Annotated in this window: 18 protein-coding genes; 10 read left to right on the forward strand and 8 right to left on the reverse strand. The window is 66.4% G+C overall.

Going from position 1 to position 19,542, the window contains the following annotated elements:
- The first annotated feature begins 155 nt into the window (after nt 1-155).
- The 3 genes from AC5JDC_RS10970 to AC5JDC_RS10980 all read left to right on the forward strand — a co-directional run bounded on the left by AC5JDC_RS10970 (nt 156) and on the right by AC5JDC_RS10980 (nt 2,992).
- Entirely contained in the window at nt 156-875 is a 720-nt protein-coding gene (locus tag AC5JDC_RS10970) for a response regulator (RefSeq protein ID WP_106774395.1), read from the forward strand.
- Nucleotides 872-2,356, forward strand: a complete 1,485-nt coding sequence (locus AC5JDC_RS10975) for an ATP-binding protein (RefSeq protein ID WP_495841382.1) — start codon at nt 872-874, stop codon at nt 2,354-2,356. The genes AC5JDC_RS10970 and AC5JDC_RS10975 overlap by 4 nt, the downstream gene beginning before the upstream one ends.
- Before the next feature lie 180 nt (nt 2,357-2,536).
- Entirely contained in the window at nt 2,537-2,992 is a 456-nt protein-coding gene (locus tag AC5JDC_RS10980) for a c-type cytochrome (RefSeq protein WP_495841383.1), read from the forward strand.
- Between the two features lie 125 nt (nt 2,993-3,117).
- Here the strand turns inward: AC5JDC_RS10980 and AC5JDC_RS10985 are convergent, their stop codons facing one another.
- From AC5JDC_RS10985 to AC5JDC_RS11005, 5 genes are all read right to left on the reverse strand, one after another.
- The gene (locus AC5JDC_RS10985) at nt 3,118-3,948 is read right to left on the reverse strand and encodes a dipeptide ABC transporter ATP-binding protein (protein WP_495841384.1); all 831 of its coding nucleotides are present in this window, start codon (nt 3,946-3,948) and stop codon (nt 3,118-3,120) included.
- Complete coding sequence (locus tag AC5JDC_RS10990) at nt 3,945-4,796, reverse strand: ABC transporter ATP-binding protein (RefSeq protein WP_495841385.1); 852 nt, start codon at nt 4,794-4,796, stop codon at nt 3,945-3,947. The genes AC5JDC_RS10985 and AC5JDC_RS10990 overlap by 4 nt, the downstream gene beginning before the upstream one ends.
- Nucleotides 4,797-4,799: 3 nt before the next feature.
- Complete coding sequence (locus tag AC5JDC_RS10995; RefSeq protein WP_495841386.1) at nt 4,800-5,708, reverse strand: ABC transporter permease subunit; 909 nt, start codon at nt 5,706-5,708, stop codon at nt 4,800-4,802.
- Nucleotides 5,709-5,718: 10 nt separating this feature from the next.
- Nucleotides 5,719-6,723: an ABC transporter permease subunit gene (locus AC5JDC_RS11000; RefSeq protein ID WP_495841387.1), complete on the reverse strand. Its 1,005-nt coding sequence runs from the start codon at nt 6,721-6,723 to the stop codon at nt 5,719-5,721.
- A 162-nt stretch (nt 6,724-6,885) separates the two neighbouring features.
- Nucleotides 6,886-8,481 (reverse strand): ABC transporter substrate-binding protein, encoded by a 1,596-nt coding sequence (locus tag AC5JDC_RS11005; RefSeq protein ID WP_106774367.1) that lies wholly within the window; start codon nt 8,479-8,481, stop codon nt 6,886-6,888.
- Between the two features lie 365 nt (nt 8,482-8,846).
- Between AC5JDC_RS11005 and AC5JDC_RS11010 the strand changes: the two genes are divergently transcribed.
- The 5 genes from AC5JDC_RS11010 to AC5JDC_RS11030 all read left to right on the forward strand — a co-directional run bounded on the left by AC5JDC_RS11010 (nt 8,847) and on the right by AC5JDC_RS11030 (nt 14,722).
- Nucleotides 8,847-10,562, forward strand: a complete 1,716-nt coding sequence (locus tag AC5JDC_RS11010) for a long-chain-fatty-acid--CoA ligase (protein ID WP_495841388.1) — start codon at nt 8,847-8,849, stop codon at nt 10,560-10,562.
- A 21-nt stretch (nt 10,563-10,583) separates the two neighbouring features.
- A complete protein-coding gene (locus AC5JDC_RS11015; RefSeq protein WP_495841389.1) occupies nt 10,584-11,471 on the forward strand; it encodes an alpha/beta hydrolase in 888 nt (295 codons plus the stop codon).
- Nucleotides 11,472-11,683: 212 nt separating this feature from the next.
- Nucleotides 11,684-12,979: a cyclopropane fatty acid synthase gene (locus AC5JDC_RS11020; RefSeq protein ID WP_106774370.1), complete on the forward strand. Its 1,296-nt coding sequence runs from the start codon at nt 11,684-11,686 to the stop codon at nt 12,977-12,979.
- 418 nt (nt 12,980-13,397) lie between these two features.
- Complete coding sequence (locus AC5JDC_RS11025; RefSeq protein ID WP_495841390.1) at nt 13,398-13,721, forward strand: YnfA family protein; 324 nt, start codon at nt 13,398-13,400, stop codon at nt 13,719-13,721.
- Nucleotides 13,722-13,723: 2 nt separating this feature from the next.
- Nucleotides 13,724-14,722: a small ribosomal subunit Rsm22 family protein gene (locus AC5JDC_RS11030; RefSeq protein WP_495841391.1), complete on the forward strand. Its 999-nt coding sequence runs from the start codon at nt 13,724-13,726 to the stop codon at nt 14,720-14,722.
- Nucleotides 14,723-15,626: 904 nt separating this feature from the next.
- On the opposite strand, the gene AC5JDC_RS11035 is transcribed toward AC5JDC_RS11030, so the two are convergent.
- Together AC5JDC_RS11035 and gcvA are read right to left on the reverse strand one after the other, a co-directional pair.
- Nucleotides 15,627-16,325: an HAD family hydrolase gene (locus AC5JDC_RS11035; protein WP_495841392.1), complete on the reverse strand. Its 699-nt coding sequence runs from the start codon at nt 16,323-16,325 to the stop codon at nt 15,627-15,629.
- 145 nt (nt 16,326-16,470) lie between these two features.
- Nucleotides 16,471-17,409, reverse strand: a complete 939-nt coding sequence (gene gcvA, locus AC5JDC_RS11040) for a transcriptional regulator GcvA (RefSeq protein WP_495841396.1) — start codon at nt 17,407-17,409, stop codon at nt 16,471-16,473.
- Between the two features lie 186 nt (nt 17,410-17,595).
- Here gcvA and AC5JDC_RS11045 point away from each other — a divergent pair, with 186 nt between their 5' ends.
- On the forward strand, nt 17,596-17,748 hold the full coding sequence (locus tag AC5JDC_RS11045; RefSeq protein WP_495841393.1) for a YjiS-like domain-containing protein: 153 nt from the start codon (nt 17,596-17,598) through the stop codon (nt 17,746-17,748).
- Between the two features lie 40 nt (nt 17,749-17,788).
- Here the strand turns inward: AC5JDC_RS11045 and AC5JDC_RS11050 are convergent, their stop codons facing one another.
- A complete protein-coding gene (locus AC5JDC_RS11050; protein WP_106774374.1) occupies nt 17,789-18,697 on the reverse strand; it encodes an SDR family oxidoreductase in 909 nt (302 codons plus the stop codon).
- Between the two features lie 92 nt (nt 18,698-18,789).
- Here AC5JDC_RS11050 and AC5JDC_RS11055 point away from each other — a divergent pair, with 92 nt between their 5' ends.
- Entirely contained in the window at nt 18,790-19,368 is a 579-nt protein-coding gene (locus AC5JDC_RS11055; RefSeq protein ID WP_495841394.1) for a TetR/AcrR family transcriptional regulator, read from the forward strand.
- Nucleotides 19,369-19,542 lie beyond the last annotated feature (174 nt).

The raw sequence follows: 19,542 nt of genomic DNA on the forward strand, positions 1-19,542 counted from the left end.
CGCAGGCAGATGCGCCTGTTACATTTCGTTACACTTCTCACGTTTTGTTGAAGTCGCCGGAGATTGCCGCCATGGTGCGGAAGGTGAACATCCGTGTAGAGGCGGACTGAATATCGTCGATGCTTGCCGATTATTGGCAGGCCCTGGAGCATTGCATGGAAGCGACGCAGCACATCGCGGTCGTCGACGACCACAGGGATATCCGCGACCTCGTTGGGAAATACCTCACCCAGCAGGGTTATCGCGTCAGCGTCGCCGACAGCACGACGGCGCTGAAGCGGCTGCTCGAGCGCAGCCTGCCGGATCTCATCGTGCTCGACATCATGATGCCGGGCGAGGACGGGCTCGCCGCCTGCCGGCATGTGCGCGGCACCGTCGACGTGCCGATCATCTTCCTCACCGCCATGGCCGAGGAGGTCGACCGCATCGTCGGCCTGGAGATCGGCGCCGACGACTACCTGACCAAACCCTTCAACCCGCGCGAGCTCTTGGCGCGCATCAAGGCGGTGCTGCGACGCGTCAACAGCCTGCCGCCGCAGCGCGGCCGGCTGAAGTCGAGCGCGTTGCGCTTCGACCGCTGGACGCTGAATGTCGGCCGCCGCGAGCTGGTCGGCCTCGACGGCGTCGCGGTGGCGCTGAGCACGGCCGAGTTCCGCTTGCTAACCGCCTTCATCGAGCATGTCGGCATCGTGCTCAGCCGCGACCAGCTGCTCGACCTGACGGTCGGCCGCACCGCCGACGGGTTCGACCGCGCCATCGACAACCAGGTGAGCCGGCTGCGCAAGAAGATCGAGGCGGATCCGAGGAACCCGATGCTGATCAAGACGCATTGGGGCGGCGGCTACTGCTTCACGGCAGAGGTGGCCCAGGCATGATGCTGCTGTGGAGACGAAGCCTCGCGGCCCGCTTCCTCACGCTGGTGCTGTTCGCCCTGGCGCTGTCGCAGGCGATCACCTTCCTGATCTCCTGGGACGAGCGCGGCCAGGCCCTGCACTCTGCGGCGAAGGGCGAGTTCGTCAGCCGTACCTCGTCGCTCGCCCTGCTGCTCGACACGACTCCTCCGTCCCTGCGGCCCGACATCCTCGACGTGAGCGGCACGGTCTATACGCGCTTCTGGACCTCCCGCGACGGGCCGAGCGATCCGCTCGCCTGGCAGAAGGAGGCTTTCGCTCAATTGTCCAAGCCGCTGCCAGGCGTCGCCGGCAGATACGCGGCTGCCCTGAACGGGCAGGCCTCGACGGGCGTCGATAGCGCCGATCCGTCGGTGTCGCCGCGCATGCTGGACGTGTCGACCAACGGCGTCGGCCCTTTCACGCGGCCGGCGAAATTCCTCTACATGAACGCCGCGCCGAACGGCATGGGCCTTTCCGTCCGCCTGGACGACGGCACCTGGCTGAATGCCGCCTACGCCAAGGCGATACCGAACGCGTTCTGGACGTCGCAATCGGCGATGTCGCTCGGACTGACGGCGCTCATCCTGTCGGCCATCGCCATCTTCGGCGCGCAGGCGATCGCCCGGCCGCTGCGGCGGCTCGCCAATGCGGCCGAGCTGTTCGGCCGCGGCGAGGCGGTGCCGCGCCTGCCTGAATCCGGGCCGGACGACATCCGCCTGACGGCCGAGGCGTTCAACCGCATGCAGGAGCGCCTGCAACGTTTCGTCGAGGACCGCACGCGCATGCTGGCGGCGATCAGCCACGATCTGCGCACGCCGCTCACCTCGCTCAGGCTGCGCGCCGAATTCGTCCAGGATCACGAGCTTCAGGAGAAGATGCTGAAGACCATCGAGGAAATCCAGACGATGACCGAGGCGGCGCTTTCCTATGCGCGCGAGGACGCCGCGGTCGAGGCGACGCGGACCGTCGATCTTTCGGCGCTGGTCGGCAGCCTGTGCGACGATCTCGCCGAACTCGGCCACAACGTCACCGTCAGCGAAGGCCCCAAGGTGCTCTACCGCTGCCGGCCGGACTCGCTGCGCCGGGCGATACGCAACCTCGTCGAAAATGCCGTGCGCTATGGCGAGCACGCGACCGTGAGCGTGGTCCGGAAGCCTGACAGTCTGGACATCGTGGTGGAGGACGGCGGGCCGGGCATCCCGACCGCCGATATGGAACAGGTGTTCGCTCCGTTCTTCCGGCTGGAACAATCGCGCAACCGCGAGACCGGCGGCGTCGGGCTCGGCCTGTCGATCGCGCGGGCCATCGCCCGCCATCACGGCGGCGACATCCTGCTGGAGAACCGGACGAAAGGTCTGCGCGCCATCATCCGGCTGCCGCGGATCGACATGACGAAACAAGTCGCGCCGGCGCCCGCGCCCGAGATGCCGGAGCCGGCCGGCCTGAGGACCCTGCCAATCTGACAGTCTCCTTCCGATCGGGCGCGGCGATATTGTTCCGCGTCCGAAGATTCCATCTCCTGGCCGAACAGAGAACAGAGCCTCCGCCATTTCCCATCCGGCCTCCCCACCCGCGCTCGGGACGCGGGCGAACCGCTCGCTGCCGCGAACGCGAATCCTCCCACGGACTACAGAGGTGATCCCATGAACCGTGCACACTCTCTCTCGCCTGCCCGCGCCGCCGTGCGGACGGCGTCGTCCCTGCCATCTCTGGCCGAAGGCCTCAGCCATGCGCGCCCGGCCTTCACCGGGCTGCTGATTGCCGTCGGATTGCTGCTGCCGACCGTCGCTTTCGCGCAGCAGGCCGATGGCGAGCGGCTGTTCCGCCAGCGCTGCGGCGCCTGCCACACCATGGACGCAAGCCAGAACCGCGCCGGCCCGCATCTGTCCGGTGTCGTCGGCCGGACGGCCGGCAGCGTCGAGGGGGCCCGTTATTCGCCGGCGATGCAGGAGTCCGGCATCGTCTGGGACAGCCAGACGCTCGATACCTTTCTCGCCGCGCCCCGCCAGACGGTCCCGGGCACGACGATGACCGTGGGCATTCCCAACGCCGAGCAGCGAGCTGCCATCATCACCTATCTGGAAGGCGCAGGCGGCTGACTGAACGCCTGCAGACGGCGGCTCGTTCGCGTGTCGACGCATAGGTAGCCGGCGGTTCCGGCCTCCGGCGCTTCATGGAACCGCGACGCGGCCGCAGCCCGCGTCGCGAAAGCATACCCTGCGTTTCAGGCCGCGTTTTTTCGAGCGAGGCGAGCGCGGATGCTGTCGACGTCGGCGCGCGGGGTCGCGGCGAACAGCGTCCTAGTGTAGCTGTGCTGCGGGTCGGAGAACACGGCGTCGCGGCTGCCGTACTCCACCGCCTCGCCGAAATACATCACCATCACGTCGTCGGCGATGTAGCGGACCACCGACAAATCGTGGCTGATGAAGACATAGGTCAGCCCGAACTCGTCCTGCAGGTCGGCGAGCAGGTTGAGCACCTGGGCCTGCACCGACAGGTCGAGCGCCGACACCGGCTCGTCCAGCACCAGCAGGCTGGGATTGAGCATCAGCGCCCGGGCGATGGCGATGCGCTGGCGCTGACCGCCGGAGAACATGTGCGGATACCGGTTGTAATGCTCATGGCCGAGCCCGACCTTCTTCAGCATCGCCATGGCGAGCTCGCGGCGGTCCTCGGCGGTCCGCGTCGTGTTGATCAGCAGCGGCTCGCCGAGCACGTCGCCGATCTTCTGCCGCGGATTGAGCGAGCCATACGGGTTCTGGAAGACGATCTGCACTTTGCGGCGTATTTCCGGCGTCAGACCACCCTTGGAAATATCGACCTTCCTGCCTTCGATGAACAGCTCGCCCGCGGTCGCCGCATCGATCAGGGTGATGATGCGGGCAAGAGTCGACTTGCCGCAACCGCTCTCGCCGACGATCGCCAGCGTCCTGCCCTTGTCGACCTTGAAGCTGACGCCCTTGACCGCATGGATGGTGCGCGCCGCGCCGAACATGCCGCCGCGGATGTGGTAGTCGCGGACGATGTTCTTGCCCTCGAGGATCGGACCGGTCATTGCGCTGCTCCGCGGAAGCCGCCATCGGTCATGAAATCGGAGATCGTCGGCAGCCGATCGCCGGTGGCATTCTCCGGCAGTGCCGACAGCAGCGCCCGGGTGTAGTCGCTCTTCGGGTTCTCGAACAGCGACAGCACGTCCGCTTCCTCCATCTTCCTGCCCTTGTACTGGACGATGACGCGATCGGCCGTCTCAGCGACCACGCCCATATTGTGGGTGATCATGATCAGCGCCATGCCGTGCTCGGCTTGCAGCCGCATCAGGAGGTCGAGGATCTGCTTCTGGATGGTGACGTCGAGCGCCGTCGTCGGCTCGTCGGCGATCAACAGCTTGGGATTGCAGGCGAGCGCGATGGCGATCATCACACGCTGGCACTGACCGCCCGACATCTGGTGCGGGAAATGGCCGAGCCGGTCTTCCGGCTGCGGGATGCCGACCAGCTTCAGGAGTTCGATGGCGCGCGCCCGCCGCGCCTTGCGATCGAGGCCGAGATGCACCTTCAGCACCTCCTCGATCTGGAAGCCGACGGTGAAGCACGGATTGAGGCTGGCCATCGGCTCCTGGAAGATCATCGCCATGTCCTTGCCCACCATCCTGCGGCGGTCGGCGACGGACAGCGACAGCAGGTCGCGGCCCGCGAACGTCATCCGGTCGGCGCTCACTTTTGCCGACCACGGCAGAAGCCCCATCACCGCCAGCATCGACACCGACTTGCCCGATCCGGACTCGCCGACGATCGCCAGCACCTCGCGCTGGTCGACCGACAGCGACACGCCGTCGACGGCGCGGAACGGGCCGGACGCCGTCTGGAATTCGACGATGAGATTTTGGATTTCGAGAAGGGGCATCGCTCAGCTCCGCTTCAGCTTCGGGTCGAGCGCGTCGCGCAGGCCGTCGCCCATCAGGTTGATGGCGAGCACCGTGATCAGGATCGCCAGGCCCGGCAAGGTCACCACCCACCACGCGCGCAGGATGAACTCGCGCGCTTCCGCCAGCATCGTGCCCCATTCCGGCGTCGGCGGCTGCGCGCCCATGCCGAGGAAGCCGAGCGCCGCGGCGTCGAGGATGGCGTTGGAAAAAGACAGCGTCGCCTGCACGATCAGCGGAGCCATGCAGTTGGGCAGGATGGTCTTGAACATCAGCCGCATAGGCCCGGCGCCGGCGACGCGCGCGGCGATCACGTATTCCCTGCTCTTCTCGGCCATCACCGCGGCGCGCGTCAGCCGCACGAAATGCGGCTGCAGCACCAGGGCGATGGCGATCATCGCGTTGGTGAGGCCGGGGCCGAGCACTGCCACTAGCACCAGCGCGAGCAGCAGCGACGGGAAGGCCAGGATGATGTCCATAACGCGCATGATCACGGTGTCGAGCCAGCCGCCGACATAGCCGGCGAAGACGCCGATGACGATGCCGCCGACCAGCGCCAGCGTGGTCACCACCACGCCGATGAACAGCGAGAACTGCGCGCCATAGAGCAGGCGCGAAAGGATGTCGCGGCCGACGGCGTCGGTGCCCAATAGAAAGGCCGTTCTGCCGCCATCCTGCCAGACGGGCGGCAACAGCACCGCGTCGCGGTATTGCGCATTGGGTGCATGCGGGGCGATCAGCGGCGCCAGCAACGCCAGCAACACCAGGACGACGAAAACCCACAAGCCGATGACGGCGCCGCGGTTCTCCGAGAAATAATACCAGAACTCGGCCAGCCGGCGCCTGCGGGATGGATCGAGCGATACGGGTTCGATTACGGTCGTCTGAACCATGACGCCCTCCTCAGTGCCGGATGCGTGGGTTGATCAGGCCGTAGAGCAGATCGACGGCAAGGTTCACCAGCATGATGATGCTGGCGATGATGAGCAGTCCGCTTTGGATCACCGGATAGTCGCGGCGGAACACCGAATCGACCATCCATTTGCCAATGCCCGGCCAGGAGAAGATCGTCTCGGTGAGAATGGCGCCTGCCATCAGCACGCCGACCTGGAGGCCGATTGTGGTGATCACCGGGATCATGGCGTTGCGCAACGCATGCATGCCGACGACCCGGAAGGGCGACAGGCCCTTGGCGCGGGCGGTGCGCACATAATCCTCTCCGAGCACCTCGAGCATGGCCGAGCGCGTCTGGCGGGCGATGACGGCGAGCGGGATGGTGGCCAGCACGATCGTCGGCAGGATCAGGTGGCTGACGGCCGACCTGAAGGCGCCTTCCTGGCCCGACAGCAGCGAGTCGATCAGCATGAAGCCGGTCACCTGCGGAAAGAAGAACATCAGCGAGATGCGCCCCGACACCGGCGTCCATTGCAGGATGCCGGAGAACAGGATGATCAGCAGCAGTCCCCACCAGAAGATTGGCATGGAATAGCCGACCAATGCAGCGCCCATGACGCTCTGATCGAAGAAGGAGCCGCGCTTGATCGCGGCCAGGATGCCGGCCGGGATGCCGAGCACGACGGCCACGATGATCGCGCAGATCGAAAGCTCGAGCGTAGCCGGGAAGAGCTGAAGGAACTGATTGAAGACCGACTCTTTCGTCGAGATCGAAACCCCGAAGTCCCCATGGAGAACTCTCCACAAATAGTCCAGATATTGGACGACGTAGGGCCTATCCAGGCCAAGCTGGTGCGATATCTCGGCATGCCGTTCTGGCGACATCACCCGCTCGCCCGACAGCAGCGCCACCGGGTCGCCAGCCAGCAATCGAATTGGAAAGAAGGCGAGAAGCGATACCCCGATGAAGGTCGGGATCAGCACAGCCAGCCGTCTGAGAAGAAACCGAAGCATGTGGACTCCAGATGTCCTGCGCGCTGCAGGCCCCGCCGGCCATCGCGCCGTGCATGCGATCCGCTGGCCAGCGCACGTCCGGAGCGCTGCGGGACCGTTTGCCGATCATAACAGAAGGGCGTCCGCCGTCGCGAACGCCCTTCCGCAACCTCTGCGTCGGGCCTATTCGGCCAGATCGACGCCGTCGAAGGTAAAGTCGCCGAGCGGGCTCTGGACGAAACCCTGCACTTCCTTGCGCATCGGCACGATCGCCAGCGAGTGGTCGAGGGTGGCCCAAGGCGCCTCGCGCTTGAACACGACCTGCGCCTCCTCGTAGAGCTTGGTGCGCTCGGCCTGGTCGCTCGCCTCCTTGGCCTTGGTGACCAGATCGTCGAACTCCTTGTTGCACCACTGCGCGCGGTTGTTACCGCCGACGGCGTCGCAGCCGAGCAGCGTGTCGAGGAAGTTGTCCGGATCGCCGTTGTCGCCGGTCCAGCCGAGGATCACCGCGCCGTCGCGGTCCTTGGCCTTGGATTTGTCGAGATACTCGGCCCATTCATAGGAGACGATCTCGACCTTGACGCCGATCTTGTCGAAATCGGACTGGATCAGCTCGGCGGCACGGCGGGCGTTGAGCATGTAGGGACGCGCCACCGGCATCGCCCATACCTTCATCGACAGGTCCTTGACGCCAGCAGCTTCCAGGGCGGCCTTGGCCGCTTCCGGATCGTATTTGTCGTCCTCGATCGCGTCGTTGTACGACCACATGGTCGGTGGGATCGGGTTCTTGGCCGGCGTGGCGGCGCCCTGGAACACGGCGTCGACGATCGCCTGCTTGTTGATCGCCATGTTCAGCGCCTTGCGCACCTCGACCTTGTCGAACGGCGCCTGGGTGGCGTTATAGGCGAGATAGGCTACGTTCAGGCCTTCCTGCTCCGATATCTTCAGGCTCGGATCGGCCTTCATCGACGCCACGTCGGCGGCGTTCGGATAGGGCATCAGGTGGCACTCGCCGGCCTTCAGCTTCTGGTAGCGCACGGCGGCGTCGGTGGTGATGGCGAACACCAGGTCGTCGATCGGCTGCTTGCCGCCCCAGTAGTCCGGGTTGGCCTTGTAGCGGATCACCGCATCCTGCTGATAGCCGACGAAGGTGAACGGACCGGTGCCGAGCGGCATCTGGTTCATCTGGTTCATCTTGCCGTCGGCCTGCAGCTTGTCGGCATATTCCTTGGACAGGATCGAGGCGAAGGGCATCGCCACATTGGCGAGGAACGGCGCCTCCTTGCGCTTCAGCGTGAAGCGGACGGTGTGGTCGTCGACCTTCTCGATCTTGTCGAGCAGCTCGGGCATGCCCATGCCGGCGAAATATTCCCAGGACGCCCCCTCGACATATTTGTGCCAGGGATTGTCCTCCTTCCACGGCCTCTCGAAGGAGAAGATCACGTCGTCGGCATTGAATTCGCGCGTCGGCGTGAAGAAGTCGGTGGTCTGGAACTTCACGCCCTGGCGCAGCTTGAAGGTGTATTGCAGGCCGTCGTCGGAGACCTCGTAGCTCTCCGCCAGGCCCGGCTCGACCTCGGTGGTGCCCTTCTTGAACTCGAGCAGGCGGTTGTAGACGGGGTGGGCGGATGCGTCGAAGGTGTTTCCGCCGGTGTAGAGCCCGGGGTCGAATCCTTCCGGCGACGCTTCCGAGCAATAGACGAAGGTTTTCGCGTTCGCCGCGCCAGCCAGCGCGGTCGCCGCCAGCAGCGCGGCCGCGAACGTCAGTTTCCTTATCATCGGGTTCTCCCTGTTCTTATTCCAAGCCCCTCTAGCAGGCTCGCGAAGGCGGCATATAAGCAAAGAATACGGGGCTTTGGAACTCCCCGCACGGTTTCCGTTCCGGAAGGGAAATTTTTGTTTCGAATTGCCAGCCGTGGCAGACATATGATTTCCTGAAAGCAGCAATCCGCGCAATTTCGCGGAATAGTTGTGCCGGCAACGGATCTTCCTCGCCGATGCCGCAACGGCCGCGGCGACGCCGTGCCGTTGCGGCAACGGCACAAACAGCGGCAAAGGCTTGCGCGGGGCAAAGCCGGCGCAATACAAAGTATGAAGAAAGCCGGCTGCCCGCAGTCGCGAGGCGCCGGCCCGCAGGGGAGGATATGTTGGCCACAGCAGCGCGCGAAACCGGCGTTCCAGCCAGGTCCTGGCTGAAGAGCTACCCGAAAACCATTCCCGCCGAGATCGGGCCGCTTCCGGCGAACTCGATCGGCGAGTTCTTCCTCGCGTCGTGCCGCCGTCATGCCGACCGTCCGGCATTCGTTTGCATGGGCAAGACGATGCGCTTCTCCGAGCTCGAGGCGAAGGCGGCCGCCTTCGCGGCCTTCCTGCAGTCGAAGGGGCTGGCCAAGGGCACACGCGTCGCGGTGATGATGCCCAACATCCTGCAGTATCCCGTGGCGATGATGGGCATCCTGCAGACCGGCTGCACCATCGTGAACGTCAATCCGCTGTACACACCGCGCGAGCTCGAGCATCAGCTCAAGGATTCCGGCGCCGAGGCGATCGTCATCCTCGAGAACTTCGCGGCGACGCTGCAGGCGGTGATCGGCCGCACGTCGGTCAAGCACGTCGTCGTCGCCACCATGGGCGACCTGCTCGGCCTCAAGGGCGTGCTGGTCAATCTGGTGGTGCGCAAGGTCAAGAAGATGGTGCCGGCCTGGTCGCTGCCCGGGCACATCCCCTTCAACGCGGCGCTGAAGACGGGCGCCGACTCCCGCTTCACGCCGGTGGAGGTCGGCCCGGACGACGTCGCCTTCCTGCAATACACCGGCGGCACGACCGGCGTCGCCAAGGGCGCGACGCTGCTGCATCGCAACATTCTCGCCAATGTCGAGCAGCTCAGTCTCTGGCTGGACGATGCCTACACCGTGCGTAAAAAGCCGGAAAACCTGACATTCGTCTGCGCGTTGCCGCTCTACCACATCTTCGCGCTGACCGTGAACGCGATGATGGGGATGCAGCAGGGCGCACTCAACCTGCTGATCCCCAATCCGCGCGACATTCCCGGCTTCGTCAAGGAGCTGCGGAAGCAGCCCTTCCATTTCCTGCCGGGCCTGAACACGCTGTTCAACGCGCTGCTCAACAACGAGGATTTCCGCAAGCTCGACTTCTCGTCGCTGGTGCTGACGCTGGCCGGCGGCATGGCGGTGCAGAAATCGGTGGCGGATCGCTGGCAGGCCGTCACCAAGGTCGCGATCACCGAAGGCTATGGCCTTTCCGAAACCTCGCCGGTCGCCACCGCGAACCGGGTCAACGGCGCGTCCTTCACCGGCACGATCGGCCTGCCCATACCGTCCACCGACATCGCCATCCGCGACGATGATGGCAACGATCTTCCGGTCGGCGAGGTGGGCGAGATCTGCATTCGCGGCCCGCAGGTGATGGCGGGCTACTGGAACCGGCCCGACGAGACGGCTAAGGTGATGACCGCCGACGGCTACTTCAAGTCGGGCGACATGGGCTTCATGAACGAGGAAGGCTTCACCAAGATCGTCGACCGCAAGAAGGACATGATCCTGGTCTCCGGCTTCAACGTCTATCCGAACGAGCTGGAAGAGGTGGTTGCCGGCATGCCGGGCGTGCTGGAGGTCGCCGCCATCGGCGTGCCGGACGAGCATTCCGGCGAGGTCCCGAAGCTGTTCATCGTCAAGAAGGACCAGGCGCTCTCCGAGGAGGCGGTGCGCGCCTTCTGCAAGGACAATCTGACCGGCTACAAGCGGCCGAAATTCATCGAGTTCCGCACCGAACTGCCGAAGACCCCGGTAGGCAAGATCCTGCGGCGCGAATTGCGAGACAAACAAGCCCCGAAGCCCTGAACCGCAAACTGGGAGGAAGCCGTGTCGGGTTCGGAGATCGACGGCGTAAGAGCCCTCCTGACCTCGCTGCCGCGGCCCGATAGCCTGGCAGAGCGCCGGGAACGGCTGGATGCGGTCGCCTCGGTGGATGGCGTGGCGCCCGATATCGGCTTCGAAACGGTGGAGATCGGTGGCTGCCGGGCGGAATGGTCGCTTGCACCGGGCAGCGATGCCGGCAAGGTCCTCCTGTTCTTCCATGGCGGCGGCTATTGCTCCGGCTCGATCCGCAGCCATCGCGGCATGGTGAGCGAGATCGGCCGCGCCGCCAAAGTCCGGACGCTCGCCCTCGGATACCGGCTGGCTCCCGAAAACCCGTTTCCGGCGGCGCTCGACGATGCGACGGCCGCGTTCGAGTTCCTGCTGAACCAAGGCTATCCAGCCACGCGGATCGCCGTGGGTGGCGACAGCGCCGGCGGCGGGCTGTCGCTGGCGCTGATGGTCCGGCTGCGCGACAGCGGCCGGCCGCTGCCGGCCTGCGCCTGGCTGGTGTCGCCCTGGGTCGACCTCGAAATGACCGGCGCCAGCATGGACGGCAAGGCGGCGATCGACCCGCTGATCCACCGGGACTATCTCGTGCAGCTCGCCGACAACTATCTCGCCGGGCATGATCCGCGCGACCCGCTGGTATCGCCCCTGTGCGCCGAGCTGGCCGGCCTTCCGCCGATCCTGGTGCAGGTCGGATCGGCGGAAACGCTGCTCGACGACGCGGTCCGGATCGCCGGCAGGCTGGGCGCGGCGGATGTGGCAACCCGGCTCGAGGTGTGGCCGCACATGATCCACGCCTGGCATCTGTGGTCGGCGCGGCTCTCCGCCGGGCGGGCGGCGACGGCATCGGCCGGCGCCTTTGTCGCCGGTCATCTCGCAGGCTGATCGGTCGCGGCGTGCGGGCGGCCGGTCGGCCGCCGATGATCTCGAAGACCGGCAACGGCAAACCTGTTCCCCGTCCTTGCGGACCGCGTGCCATCTGGCCTTATGATCACTCACAAAATTTAGGCCAAATGGAACTTTTCAAGCTGCAACTTTTTGCCGCACAATAGGACAGTTTCACTGACGAAGCGTGTTCCTGCCAGGGGCATACGGCCATGAACATCCTTTTGAAGCGTATCATCGATCGCGTCGTGCGAATCGGACACCTGAAGATCACCGGCCCGAACGGTGGCACCTCGACCTTCGGCGACGGCAGCGGACCGCTGGTGCACCTGCACATCAAGACGGCGCATGCCGAACGTGCGATCACGCTGCACCCGACGCTGGCGATCGGCGAGGCCTTCATGGAGGAGGAACTGGACTTCCTCGAAGGCGACGTGCTGTCCTTCCTGAAGCTCGTCTACGTCAATATCGGTCCGATGGGCGCGACGGATGCGTGGACGCGCGCCGTCGAAGGGCTGCGGGTCGCCTTCCGCCGGCTCCAGCAGGTCAACACCGCGGCTCGCTCGAAGCGCAACGTGCAGCGGCACTACGATCTCTCCGGCGAGATCTACAAGCTCTTCCTCGACGAGGACATGCAGTATTCCTGCGCCTATTTCGAGCGGCCGGACATGACGCTGGAGGAGGCGCAACTCGCCAAGAAGCGCCACATCGCCGCCAAGCTTGCGCTGAAACCGGGTCAGTCCGTGCTCGACATCGGCTCGGGCTGGGGCGGCCTCGGCCTCTACATCGCCAAGAATTTCGAGGCCGACGTGCTCGGCGTGACGCTGTCGACCGAGCAGCACGCGGTCTCCACCGAGCGGGTGCGGGCCGAAGGCCTGGAAGGCCATGTGCATTTCGAGATCCGCGACTATCGCAGCCTCAGCGAACGCTTCGACCGCATCGTCTCGGTCGGCATGTTCGAGCATGTTGGCGTCAACCACTACCGCACCTTCTTCGACAAATGCGCGACGCTGCTCAAGCCCGACGGCGTCATGCTGCTGCATTCGATCGGCCGCTTCGGCCCGCCATCCGCCACCAACGCCTTCATCCGCAAGCACATCTTCCCCGGCGGCTACATTCCGGCGCTGTCCGAGGTGCTGCCGGCGATCGAGAAGTCAGGGCTGATGGTCGGAGACATCGAGATCCTGCGGCTGCACTATGCCGACACGCTGAAGCACTGGCGCGAGCGCTTCCTGGCCAACCGCGACAAGGCCAAGGCGATCTATGACGAGCGCTTCTGCCGCATGTGGGAATTCTACCTGTCCGGCTCGGAAGCGGCGTTCCGCTGGCAGGACATGATGGTATTCCAGATCCAGCTCACCCGCAGGAACGACACGGTGCCGGTCACCCGCGGCTACATGGACAAATGCGAGAAGGCGCTGGCCATGCGCGAGATGGCGCATCGCGAGATCGATGCACCGGCGCAAAAGCCGAAGCGCGGCCGCCGCAAGGTCTCCGATCGGGAGTAGCCGGTCGGCACCCCCGGGGCCGCATCTGGCCCCTCGTGGTTCGACAAAGCTCACCACGAGGGCGCTGGACGCCGCACGGCAGCATTGGGGAAAAAACTGCGGGAGCGAAAACGTGGCCTGGGGCAATGGGCACGGCAGAAGCTCCCGCAGAAAAGTTTTCTGCGAACTGGAGCCTGGGCCGGATGAACTGCCCCGCGCCCAACGGACGGACGGAGCCCACGTACTTCCAAGCAATTGAATTGTAAGGGAGGCGCGTTACGGTTGCAAGACACTTCGGCTGCCGCCGGCTTCGTCCGGCGAGGAAGAGCCGCCATGCTCCGGAAGGTGCGGGCGATCCTCCATCCCCGGCTGCCGGCGGGCGCCTTGAGTTCGCGCCGGCCACCTGCAACATAGCGCCGATCAGCATCGGATCCGTTTCATGAACTACCTGGTCTTCGCCGCGGCGGCGCTTGCAGAGATCGCCGGCTGCTTCGCCTTCTGGGCATGGTGGCGGCTGGACAGGTCGCCGCTTTGGCTGGCGCCCGGCCTGCTCTCGCTCGCCGCCTTCGCCTGGCTGCTGGCGCTGACGGACGCCGAGGCCGCCAGCCGCGCCTATGCCGCCTATGGCGGCATCTATATCGCCGCGTCGCTCGCCTGGCTCTGGCTCGCCGAAGGCATGCGGCCGGACCGCTGGGACATGCTGGGGGCAGCCGTCTGCCTCGCCGGCGCATCCGTCATCCTGTTCGCGCCGCGCGCCGCCTGACCATGGAACTGCCTCCAACCCTGCGGCAGACGGTCGACCGGCTGCTGGAGAACACGCCGCTGGCCGAGCTGCGCCGCGCCGCCGGCCTGCTGTCCAGCCGCTACCGCGCCGAACTGCGCGACGGGCGGCTGCATCTCGACGGCGAGCTCGCGATCAAGGCCTATCTGGCGACGCGGCTGCCGGCGACCTATGCCGCCGTGCGCGCCAGCTTCGAGGCCGTCTCGGAGGTGCTGCCGGATTTCGCGCCGCAAACGCTGCTCGATCTCGGCGCCGGTCCGGGCACCGTGCTGTGGGCGGCGAGCGATCGCTGGCCCGGCCTCGCCGATGCGCAGCTTGTCGAGGCGAGCGCGGCCGCGCGCGCCGCCGGCGAGACGCTCGCCGCTGCCCTGCCCGCCGCCGAGACCCGCTGGATCGCCGGCGACGCCACGCGTACGCTGCCCGCTCTCGGCCCCGCCGACCTGGTCACGCTGTCCTACGTGCTCGACGAGCTCGCGCCGCAGGCGCTGCCGCCGCTGGTCGACCGGCTGTGGGCGCTGACCGCCGGGGTGCTGGTTGTGGTCGAACCCGGCACGCCGGCCGGCTGGGCTCGCATCCTTGCCGTTCGCGAGCGGCTGATCGCCGCCGGCGCGCATCTGCTCGCTCCCTGCCCGCACGCTGCCCCCTGTCCGCTCGCGCCGCCCGACTGGTGCCATTTCTCGCGGCGCGTCGCCCGCTCGCGACTGCACCGGCTGGCCAAGGGCGCGGATGTGCCTTGGGAAGACGAGAAATACATCTTCGTCGCCGCCTCGCGCCGGCCGGGAGACCAGCCGGCCGCCCGCGTCATCGCTCCGCCGCGGGCCGCCAAGGGCATGGTGACGCTGAAGCTCTGCCGCGCCGACGGCTCCGCCGGCGAGACGACCGTGACCAAACGCGAGGGCGAAACTTTTCGCATCGCCCGGCGGCTCGACTGGGGGGATGCGGTCGCGGCGACCGAGGGCCGGCGGGATCGCGTGCCGGAGTAATGCCAGCGGTTGGCTGCCCTGACGGCCGGCGCCAACCTCGTCGTCCCGCCGGTCACTTGTTCCCGTAATCCTTCGGCGAGCCCCGGGACGGAGAGGCGCCTTCCAGGCGTGGGGGGCCTCGCGTATCATTGATTTCGAGGAGCGGCGCCAGTTAACGGGAGGCGGCGGACGCGCTTCCGGAACCGCCGCGCCGACTGCAGGATGCCTTCGGTCGAGCACTGCCGCGGCGACCCCACCCGGCCGCTTCGCGGCCACCCTCCCCTCAAGGGGGAGGGAAGGCCGCGCCTCATCCTCGCCACGCTGCCTTGCGGCCCTGGCCTTTTCAAAGAGCGCTCCCTGCCGCGGAGGGAGAAGTCGGGAAGCGGGGCGCTGGGCCGAGCCTCTTTAGTAAAAACATGGCGCGGCCTTCGCGCCCCGCCGGCGATTTCGGGCACCATCCCGTTCCGCTTCGCTATAGCTCCGGCTCCGGCTTCTTGCGTCGCCTCGGCTGGCCATGCCGCAGCACTCGTCCAGTGCGCCCCGCACATAGTTGCGGAGGAGGAACCTTCGGACGGGCCTCCCCGGGCGCGGGCTACGTCTTCCCGCACCGGAGGCGCCGGTCCCTCCCCACCAAACCACCGTCGCGACCGGTGTTCCCGCGGGAGGAACTGCCCGCAAGAATAAGGGAGGCCGAGAGGGAGGGGATAGAAATCGGCGGAAACGCGTCTCTTGCCTGCCGCCGGGATTGCGGCGAAAGCGGGTAAGTGCCGGGGACAGTTGCCTTTTTCCGCCAGCGACAGCCTTGAAGCGGCACCGCTTTTCTACGGAAAGAAAATAAACTGTCCCCTGCCGCCACTTCGAGCATCGAACCCGTGAGGACGATTTTCGAGCTGTCCCGTGGACCGGAAACCAGCTCCCGCGCCCCTTACCCGATGGTCTCGATCAGGCCCGCCAGCTCGCCGAGATGGACGATCTCGCGATAGCGCGGCTGGTCGGCAGGAGCCTCGGCGTGCTCGAAGGCCCAGGTGAGGTCGTGCGGCACATAGACGCCCCAGCTGCCTGCCCTGAGCGCCGGCACGACATCCGACTTCAGCGAGTTGCCGACCATCATGGCGTGTTGGGGGCCGTCGCCGTGGCGGGCGAAGATGCGCTCGTAGGTGCCGACCGACTTGTCGCTGACGATCTCGACCGCCTCGAAGAAATCGCCGAGCCCGGACTGCGCCAGCTTGCGCTCCTGGTCGATCAGGTCGCCCTTGGTGATGAGCACAAGACGATAGCGGCCGCGGAGCCGCTCCAGCGCCTCGGCGGCGTGCGGCAGGGTCTCAATCGGATGCGCCAGCATCTCGCGGCCGGCCGCAAGAATCTCGCCGACGACGGAGGACGGCGCCTTGCCTTCGGTAATCTCGACCGCGGTCTCGATCATCGACAGGGTGAAGCTTTTTATGCCGAAGCCGTAGAAGGCGATGTTGCGCCTGGCCGCCTCCAGCAGCCGCGCGGACAGGTGCTCCGGCGCCGCGTAGTCGGCAAGCAGCGCCTGGAAGCGCTTCTCCGTCATCTGATAGAACTGCTCGTTCTGCCAGAGCGTGTCGTCGGCGTCGAAACCGATGGTGGTGAGCCGGGCCATGCGATTCAATCCTCCCTAACGTCGACCTAGCCATCTGGAACGGGCGTGGCAAGCGGCGGGCCACGAGCGGTCGTGATCGAACGACGCGAGGAGCCGTCGCCGGACGAGAAGTACCCAGGCAAGGTGCGAGCCCTGCCGACACGCTTCAGATTCCGCCGGAAAACCCCTCCGCAGGCGTCTGCCGTACCTCTTCGAGCATCCAGGCGCGGAAGGCGGAGACGCGCGGCTCGTCGGTCATCTCGACGGGATAGACGAGATAATAGGCGAATTCCGGCGCCATCTTCAGGCCGAGATCGAAAGGCCGCACCAGCCGGCCAGCCGACAGGTCGTTGGCCACCATCGAGAAATCGCAGAGCGCCACGACATTGCCCTCGATCGCCGCCTGGATGACGCTGCCGGAATCGGAGAAGAGCACGCAGCGGCGGTCGTCGAAGTCGTCGATGCCGGCGGCCGCCATCCACATGCGCCAGTTCGGCCAGGTGACGCCCTGGCGCGACCATTCGATATGGACCAGCGTGTGGCGCAGCAGGTCGCGCGGCTCCTTCAGCGGCGGCCCCGACCTGAGCAGGCGCGGGCTGCACACCGGGACGATGAGGTTGTCGAACAGCCGGTGCGACGCCAGCCCGGCATAACGGCCGGCGCCGAAGCGGATGGCCATGTCGACGTCGTCGCGGCCGAAATCCCTGAGGTCGAAGCAGATGTCGAACAGAAGCTCGATGTCCGGCCATCTCTCGCGGAAGCGGTCGAGCCTGGGCACCATCCATTTCGATGCGAACAGGCCGTCCATCGTGATCTTGAGCTGGGTGACGCCGCGCGACAGTTTTCGCGCCCGCGCCGCCGCCTTGCCGAGCAGGTCGAGCGCCTCGCCGGCCGCCTCGTGGAAGACCGCGCCGGCCGGCGTCAGGCGGATGGTGCGGCTGGTGCGCAGGAACAGCGCGACGCCGAGCTGATCCTCGATCTCCTTGATCTGATGGCTGACGGCGGCCGGCGTCAGCCCGAGCTCGGCCGCCGCGCGCGAAAAATTGAGGTGGCGGCCTGCGGCATGCAGCACCTTCAGCGCGCGTGTCCCAGGGATATGCACGATCCCACCATCTTCAAGAAAAGTTTGTAGACCATGCAAATATTCCTCGTTTTTCCTTTTTATTTCAATGCCCTATTTTAGTAGGCAGGAAACATTCTGAAAGCGATGGACATGATTACCCCTGCTGTCTGCGCTCCGCCGGCATGCGCGGAGCGAACGCCTTCGCTCGCCCTGCGGCTTGCCGAATTCATGCGCGGCGCCTTTTGGCGCCGACGCGCGATCAACGACCTGGAGAAGCTCGACGACCGCGCGCTGCGCGACATCGGCGTCGAGCGCGGCGACATCGCCACGCATGTCGACAGGGCGATGACGGGGATCACGCTGTCGACGCTCGGCCGGTAAGCGGCGGATCGATACCGTCCGGAACCTTGTAAGCCCTTACTTACCGATAGCCGGTCGCGTCGGCCGGCTTGCCGGCATGCTCCACCTCGACGATGTAGCGCCACGCATCGGGCCGCGAGCCGTCGAGGTCGGTGAAGCCGTAAACCTGCGCCAGCCCGCCGCTGGACAGCGACTGGCCGTTCCAGCGCGCCCGCTGCGGGTCGGCGGCGAGCGCCGCCACGGCGCGGCCGACGAAGCGCGGCGTCTCCGAGATGACGAAATGCGGCACCTTCGCGGTCGCGTCGCGCCAATTGTCCTCGCGGACGCCGAAGGCCTCCAGCATCATCTCGGAGCGCAGCCAGCCCGGCGTCAGCGACACCGAGGTGGCGCCGTGCGGGGCAAGGTCCTTGGCATGCGACCAACCCATGCGGTTCACCGCCACCTTGGCGAGGTCGTAGAAGGGCGACAGCCGATAGGTCGTCGCATTGTACTCGGCGGTGCCGTCGGTGACCTCCACCAGGAGGCCGCCAGGCCGCTCGATCATGAGCGGCAGCGCGTAATGGGCGGTGATCAGATGGGTGTCGATGCCGAGCCGCAGCATGCGCAGGCCGTTGCCGAGATCGTGGTCCCAGACCGGCTTGTTCCATTCGAACAGCTTTTCCCCGCCCCAGATGTCGTTGACCAGGATGTCGAGGCGGCCCTGCTCGGCGCGGATACGGGTCACCAGCGCCTTCACCTCCTCCGGCACGAGATGGTCGGTCGGAACGGCGATGCCCGTGCCGCCGGCCGCCGTCACCAGCTCGGCCGTCTCTTCGATGGTCTCCGGCCGCTGGTATTCGGACTGCCGGTCGCGGGTCGTGCGCCCGCTGACATAGACCGTCGCGCCCGCCGCCCCGAGTTCGGTCGCGATGCCGCGGCCGGCCCCGCGCGTCGCGCCGGCGACCAGCGCCACTTTTCCTTGCAGCGTCATTGGATTCTCCCGAATTATCCGTCGCGTCGGGCTGGTGCCCGCCGTCGTTTCAAGATATATAAATGATTGTTCGGTTATAAACGGAAGTCAAGATGCCCCGGCCAAAAACACTGCCCGACCGCGACGTGCTGGAGGCCGCGCTACGCATCATCCACGGGCGCGGCCCCGAGGCGCTGACCTTCGCCAGCCTGGCAGCGGTCTGCGGGCTGTCGCCGGCGACGCTGGTGCAGCGTTTTGGCGGCAAGGACGAACTGAAGCGCGCCGCCCTGCTGCACGCCTGGGACGGGCTGGACGACAAGACGGCTCGCCTCGCCGGAACGGTAGCCAAGACGCCGGACGGCGCGGTGCAAATGCTGGTCGGCCTGTCGGGCGACTATGGCGGCATCGAAGCCTATGCCGAGGGCCTGCTGGTGCTGCGCGAGGACCTGCGCGACCCGGCCTTGCGGGCGCGCGGCGCGGCGTGGAAAGAGACGTTGGCGGGCGCCTTGGAGGCGTGCTTTTCCGCCACGCCGCACGCGCCGCCGGGCATCGGCCTGCTGATGGCGTCGCAATGGCAGGGCTCGCTGCTGTGGTGGGGGTTCGATCCCCGGGGAAGGCTGGAGGATTTTGTCGAGGACGGGCTGAGGCGTTTCGTCGAGGCGGTTGTGATGGAGGGTGCACGTCACGATTGATCGTGTCGCCGACGCTCGGCGGAGTACTCCCCCTCTCCGTCTCGCCCTTCGGGCTCGCCACCTCCCCCCACTTCGTGGGGGCGAGGAATTGCTGCCGTGACGCCGGCGCTTGTCCAGCCTGGGTTCCTCGCCCCTGCGAAGCGGCTACGGCATGCACACATCTTGGTCGTTTGT

It is taken from the genome of Kumtagia sp., from assembly GCF_059502445.1.

Excerpts from the sequence above, each read along its gene's own strand:
- AC5JDC_RS10970 (WP_106774395.1), top strand. The coding sequence starts at position 156 with ATGGAAGCGACGCAGCACATCGCGGTCGTCGACGACCACAGGGATATC.
- AC5JDC_RS10995 (WP_495841386.1), bottom strand. The coding sequence starts at position 5,708 with ATGGTTCAGACGACCGTAATCGAACCCGTATCGCTCGATCCATCCCGC.
- AC5JDC_RS11025 (WP_495841390.1), top strand. The coding sequence starts at position 13,398 with ATGAACTACCTGGTCTTCGCCGCGGCGGCGCTTGCAGAGATCGCCGGC.
- AC5JDC_RS11050 (WP_106774374.1), bottom strand. The coding sequence starts at position 18,697 with ATGACGCTGCAAGGAAAAGTGGCGCTGGTCGCCGGCGCGACGCGCGGG.
- AC5JDC_RS10985 (WP_495841384.1), bottom strand. The coding sequence starts at position 3,948 with ATGACCGGTCCGATCCTCGAGGGCAAGAACATCGTCCGCGACTACCAC.
- AC5JDC_RS11010 (WP_495841388.1), top strand. The coding sequence starts at position 8,847 with ATGTTGGCCACAGCAGCGCGCGAAACCGGCGTTCCAGCCAGGTCCTGG.
- AC5JDC_RS11055 (WP_495841394.1), top strand. The coding sequence starts at position 18,790 with ATGCCCCGGCCAAAAACACTGCCCGACCGCGACGTGCTGGAGGCCGCG.
- AC5JDC_RS11000 (WP_495841387.1), bottom strand. The coding sequence starts at position 6,723 with ATGCTTCGGTTTCTTCTCAGACGGCTGGCTGTGCTGATCCCGACCTTC.
- AC5JDC_RS11045 (WP_495841393.1), top strand. The coding sequence starts at position 17,596 with ATGCGCGGCGCCTTTTGGCGCCGACGCGCGATCAACGACCTGGAGAAG.
- AC5JDC_RS10980 (WP_495841383.1), top strand. The coding sequence starts at position 2,537 with ATGAACCGTGCACACTCTCTCTCGCCTGCCCGCGCCGCCGTGCGGACG.
- AC5JDC_RS11020 (WP_106774370.1), top strand. The coding sequence starts at position 11,684 with ATGAACATCCTTTTGAAGCGTATCATCGATCGCGTCGTGCGAATCGGA.
- AC5JDC_RS11005 (WP_106774367.1), bottom strand. The coding sequence starts at position 8,481 with ATGATAAGGAAACTGACGTTCGCGGCCGCGCTGCTGGCGGCGACCGCG.
- AC5JDC_RS10990 (WP_495841385.1), bottom strand. The coding sequence starts at position 4,796 with ATGCCCCTTCTCGAAATCCAAAATCTCATCGTCGAATTCCAGACGGCG.
- AC5JDC_RS10975 (WP_495841382.1), top strand. The coding sequence starts at position 872 with ATGATGCTGCTGTGGAGACGAAGCCTCGCGGCCCGCTTCCTCACGCTG.
- AC5JDC_RS11035 (WP_495841392.1), bottom strand. The coding sequence starts at position 16,325 with ATGGCCCGGCTCACCACCATCGGTTTCGACGCCGACGACACGCTCTGG.
- AC5JDC_RS11030 (WP_495841391.1), top strand. The coding sequence starts at position 13,724 with ATGGAACTGCCTCCAACCCTGCGGCAGACGGTCGACCGGCTGCTGGAG.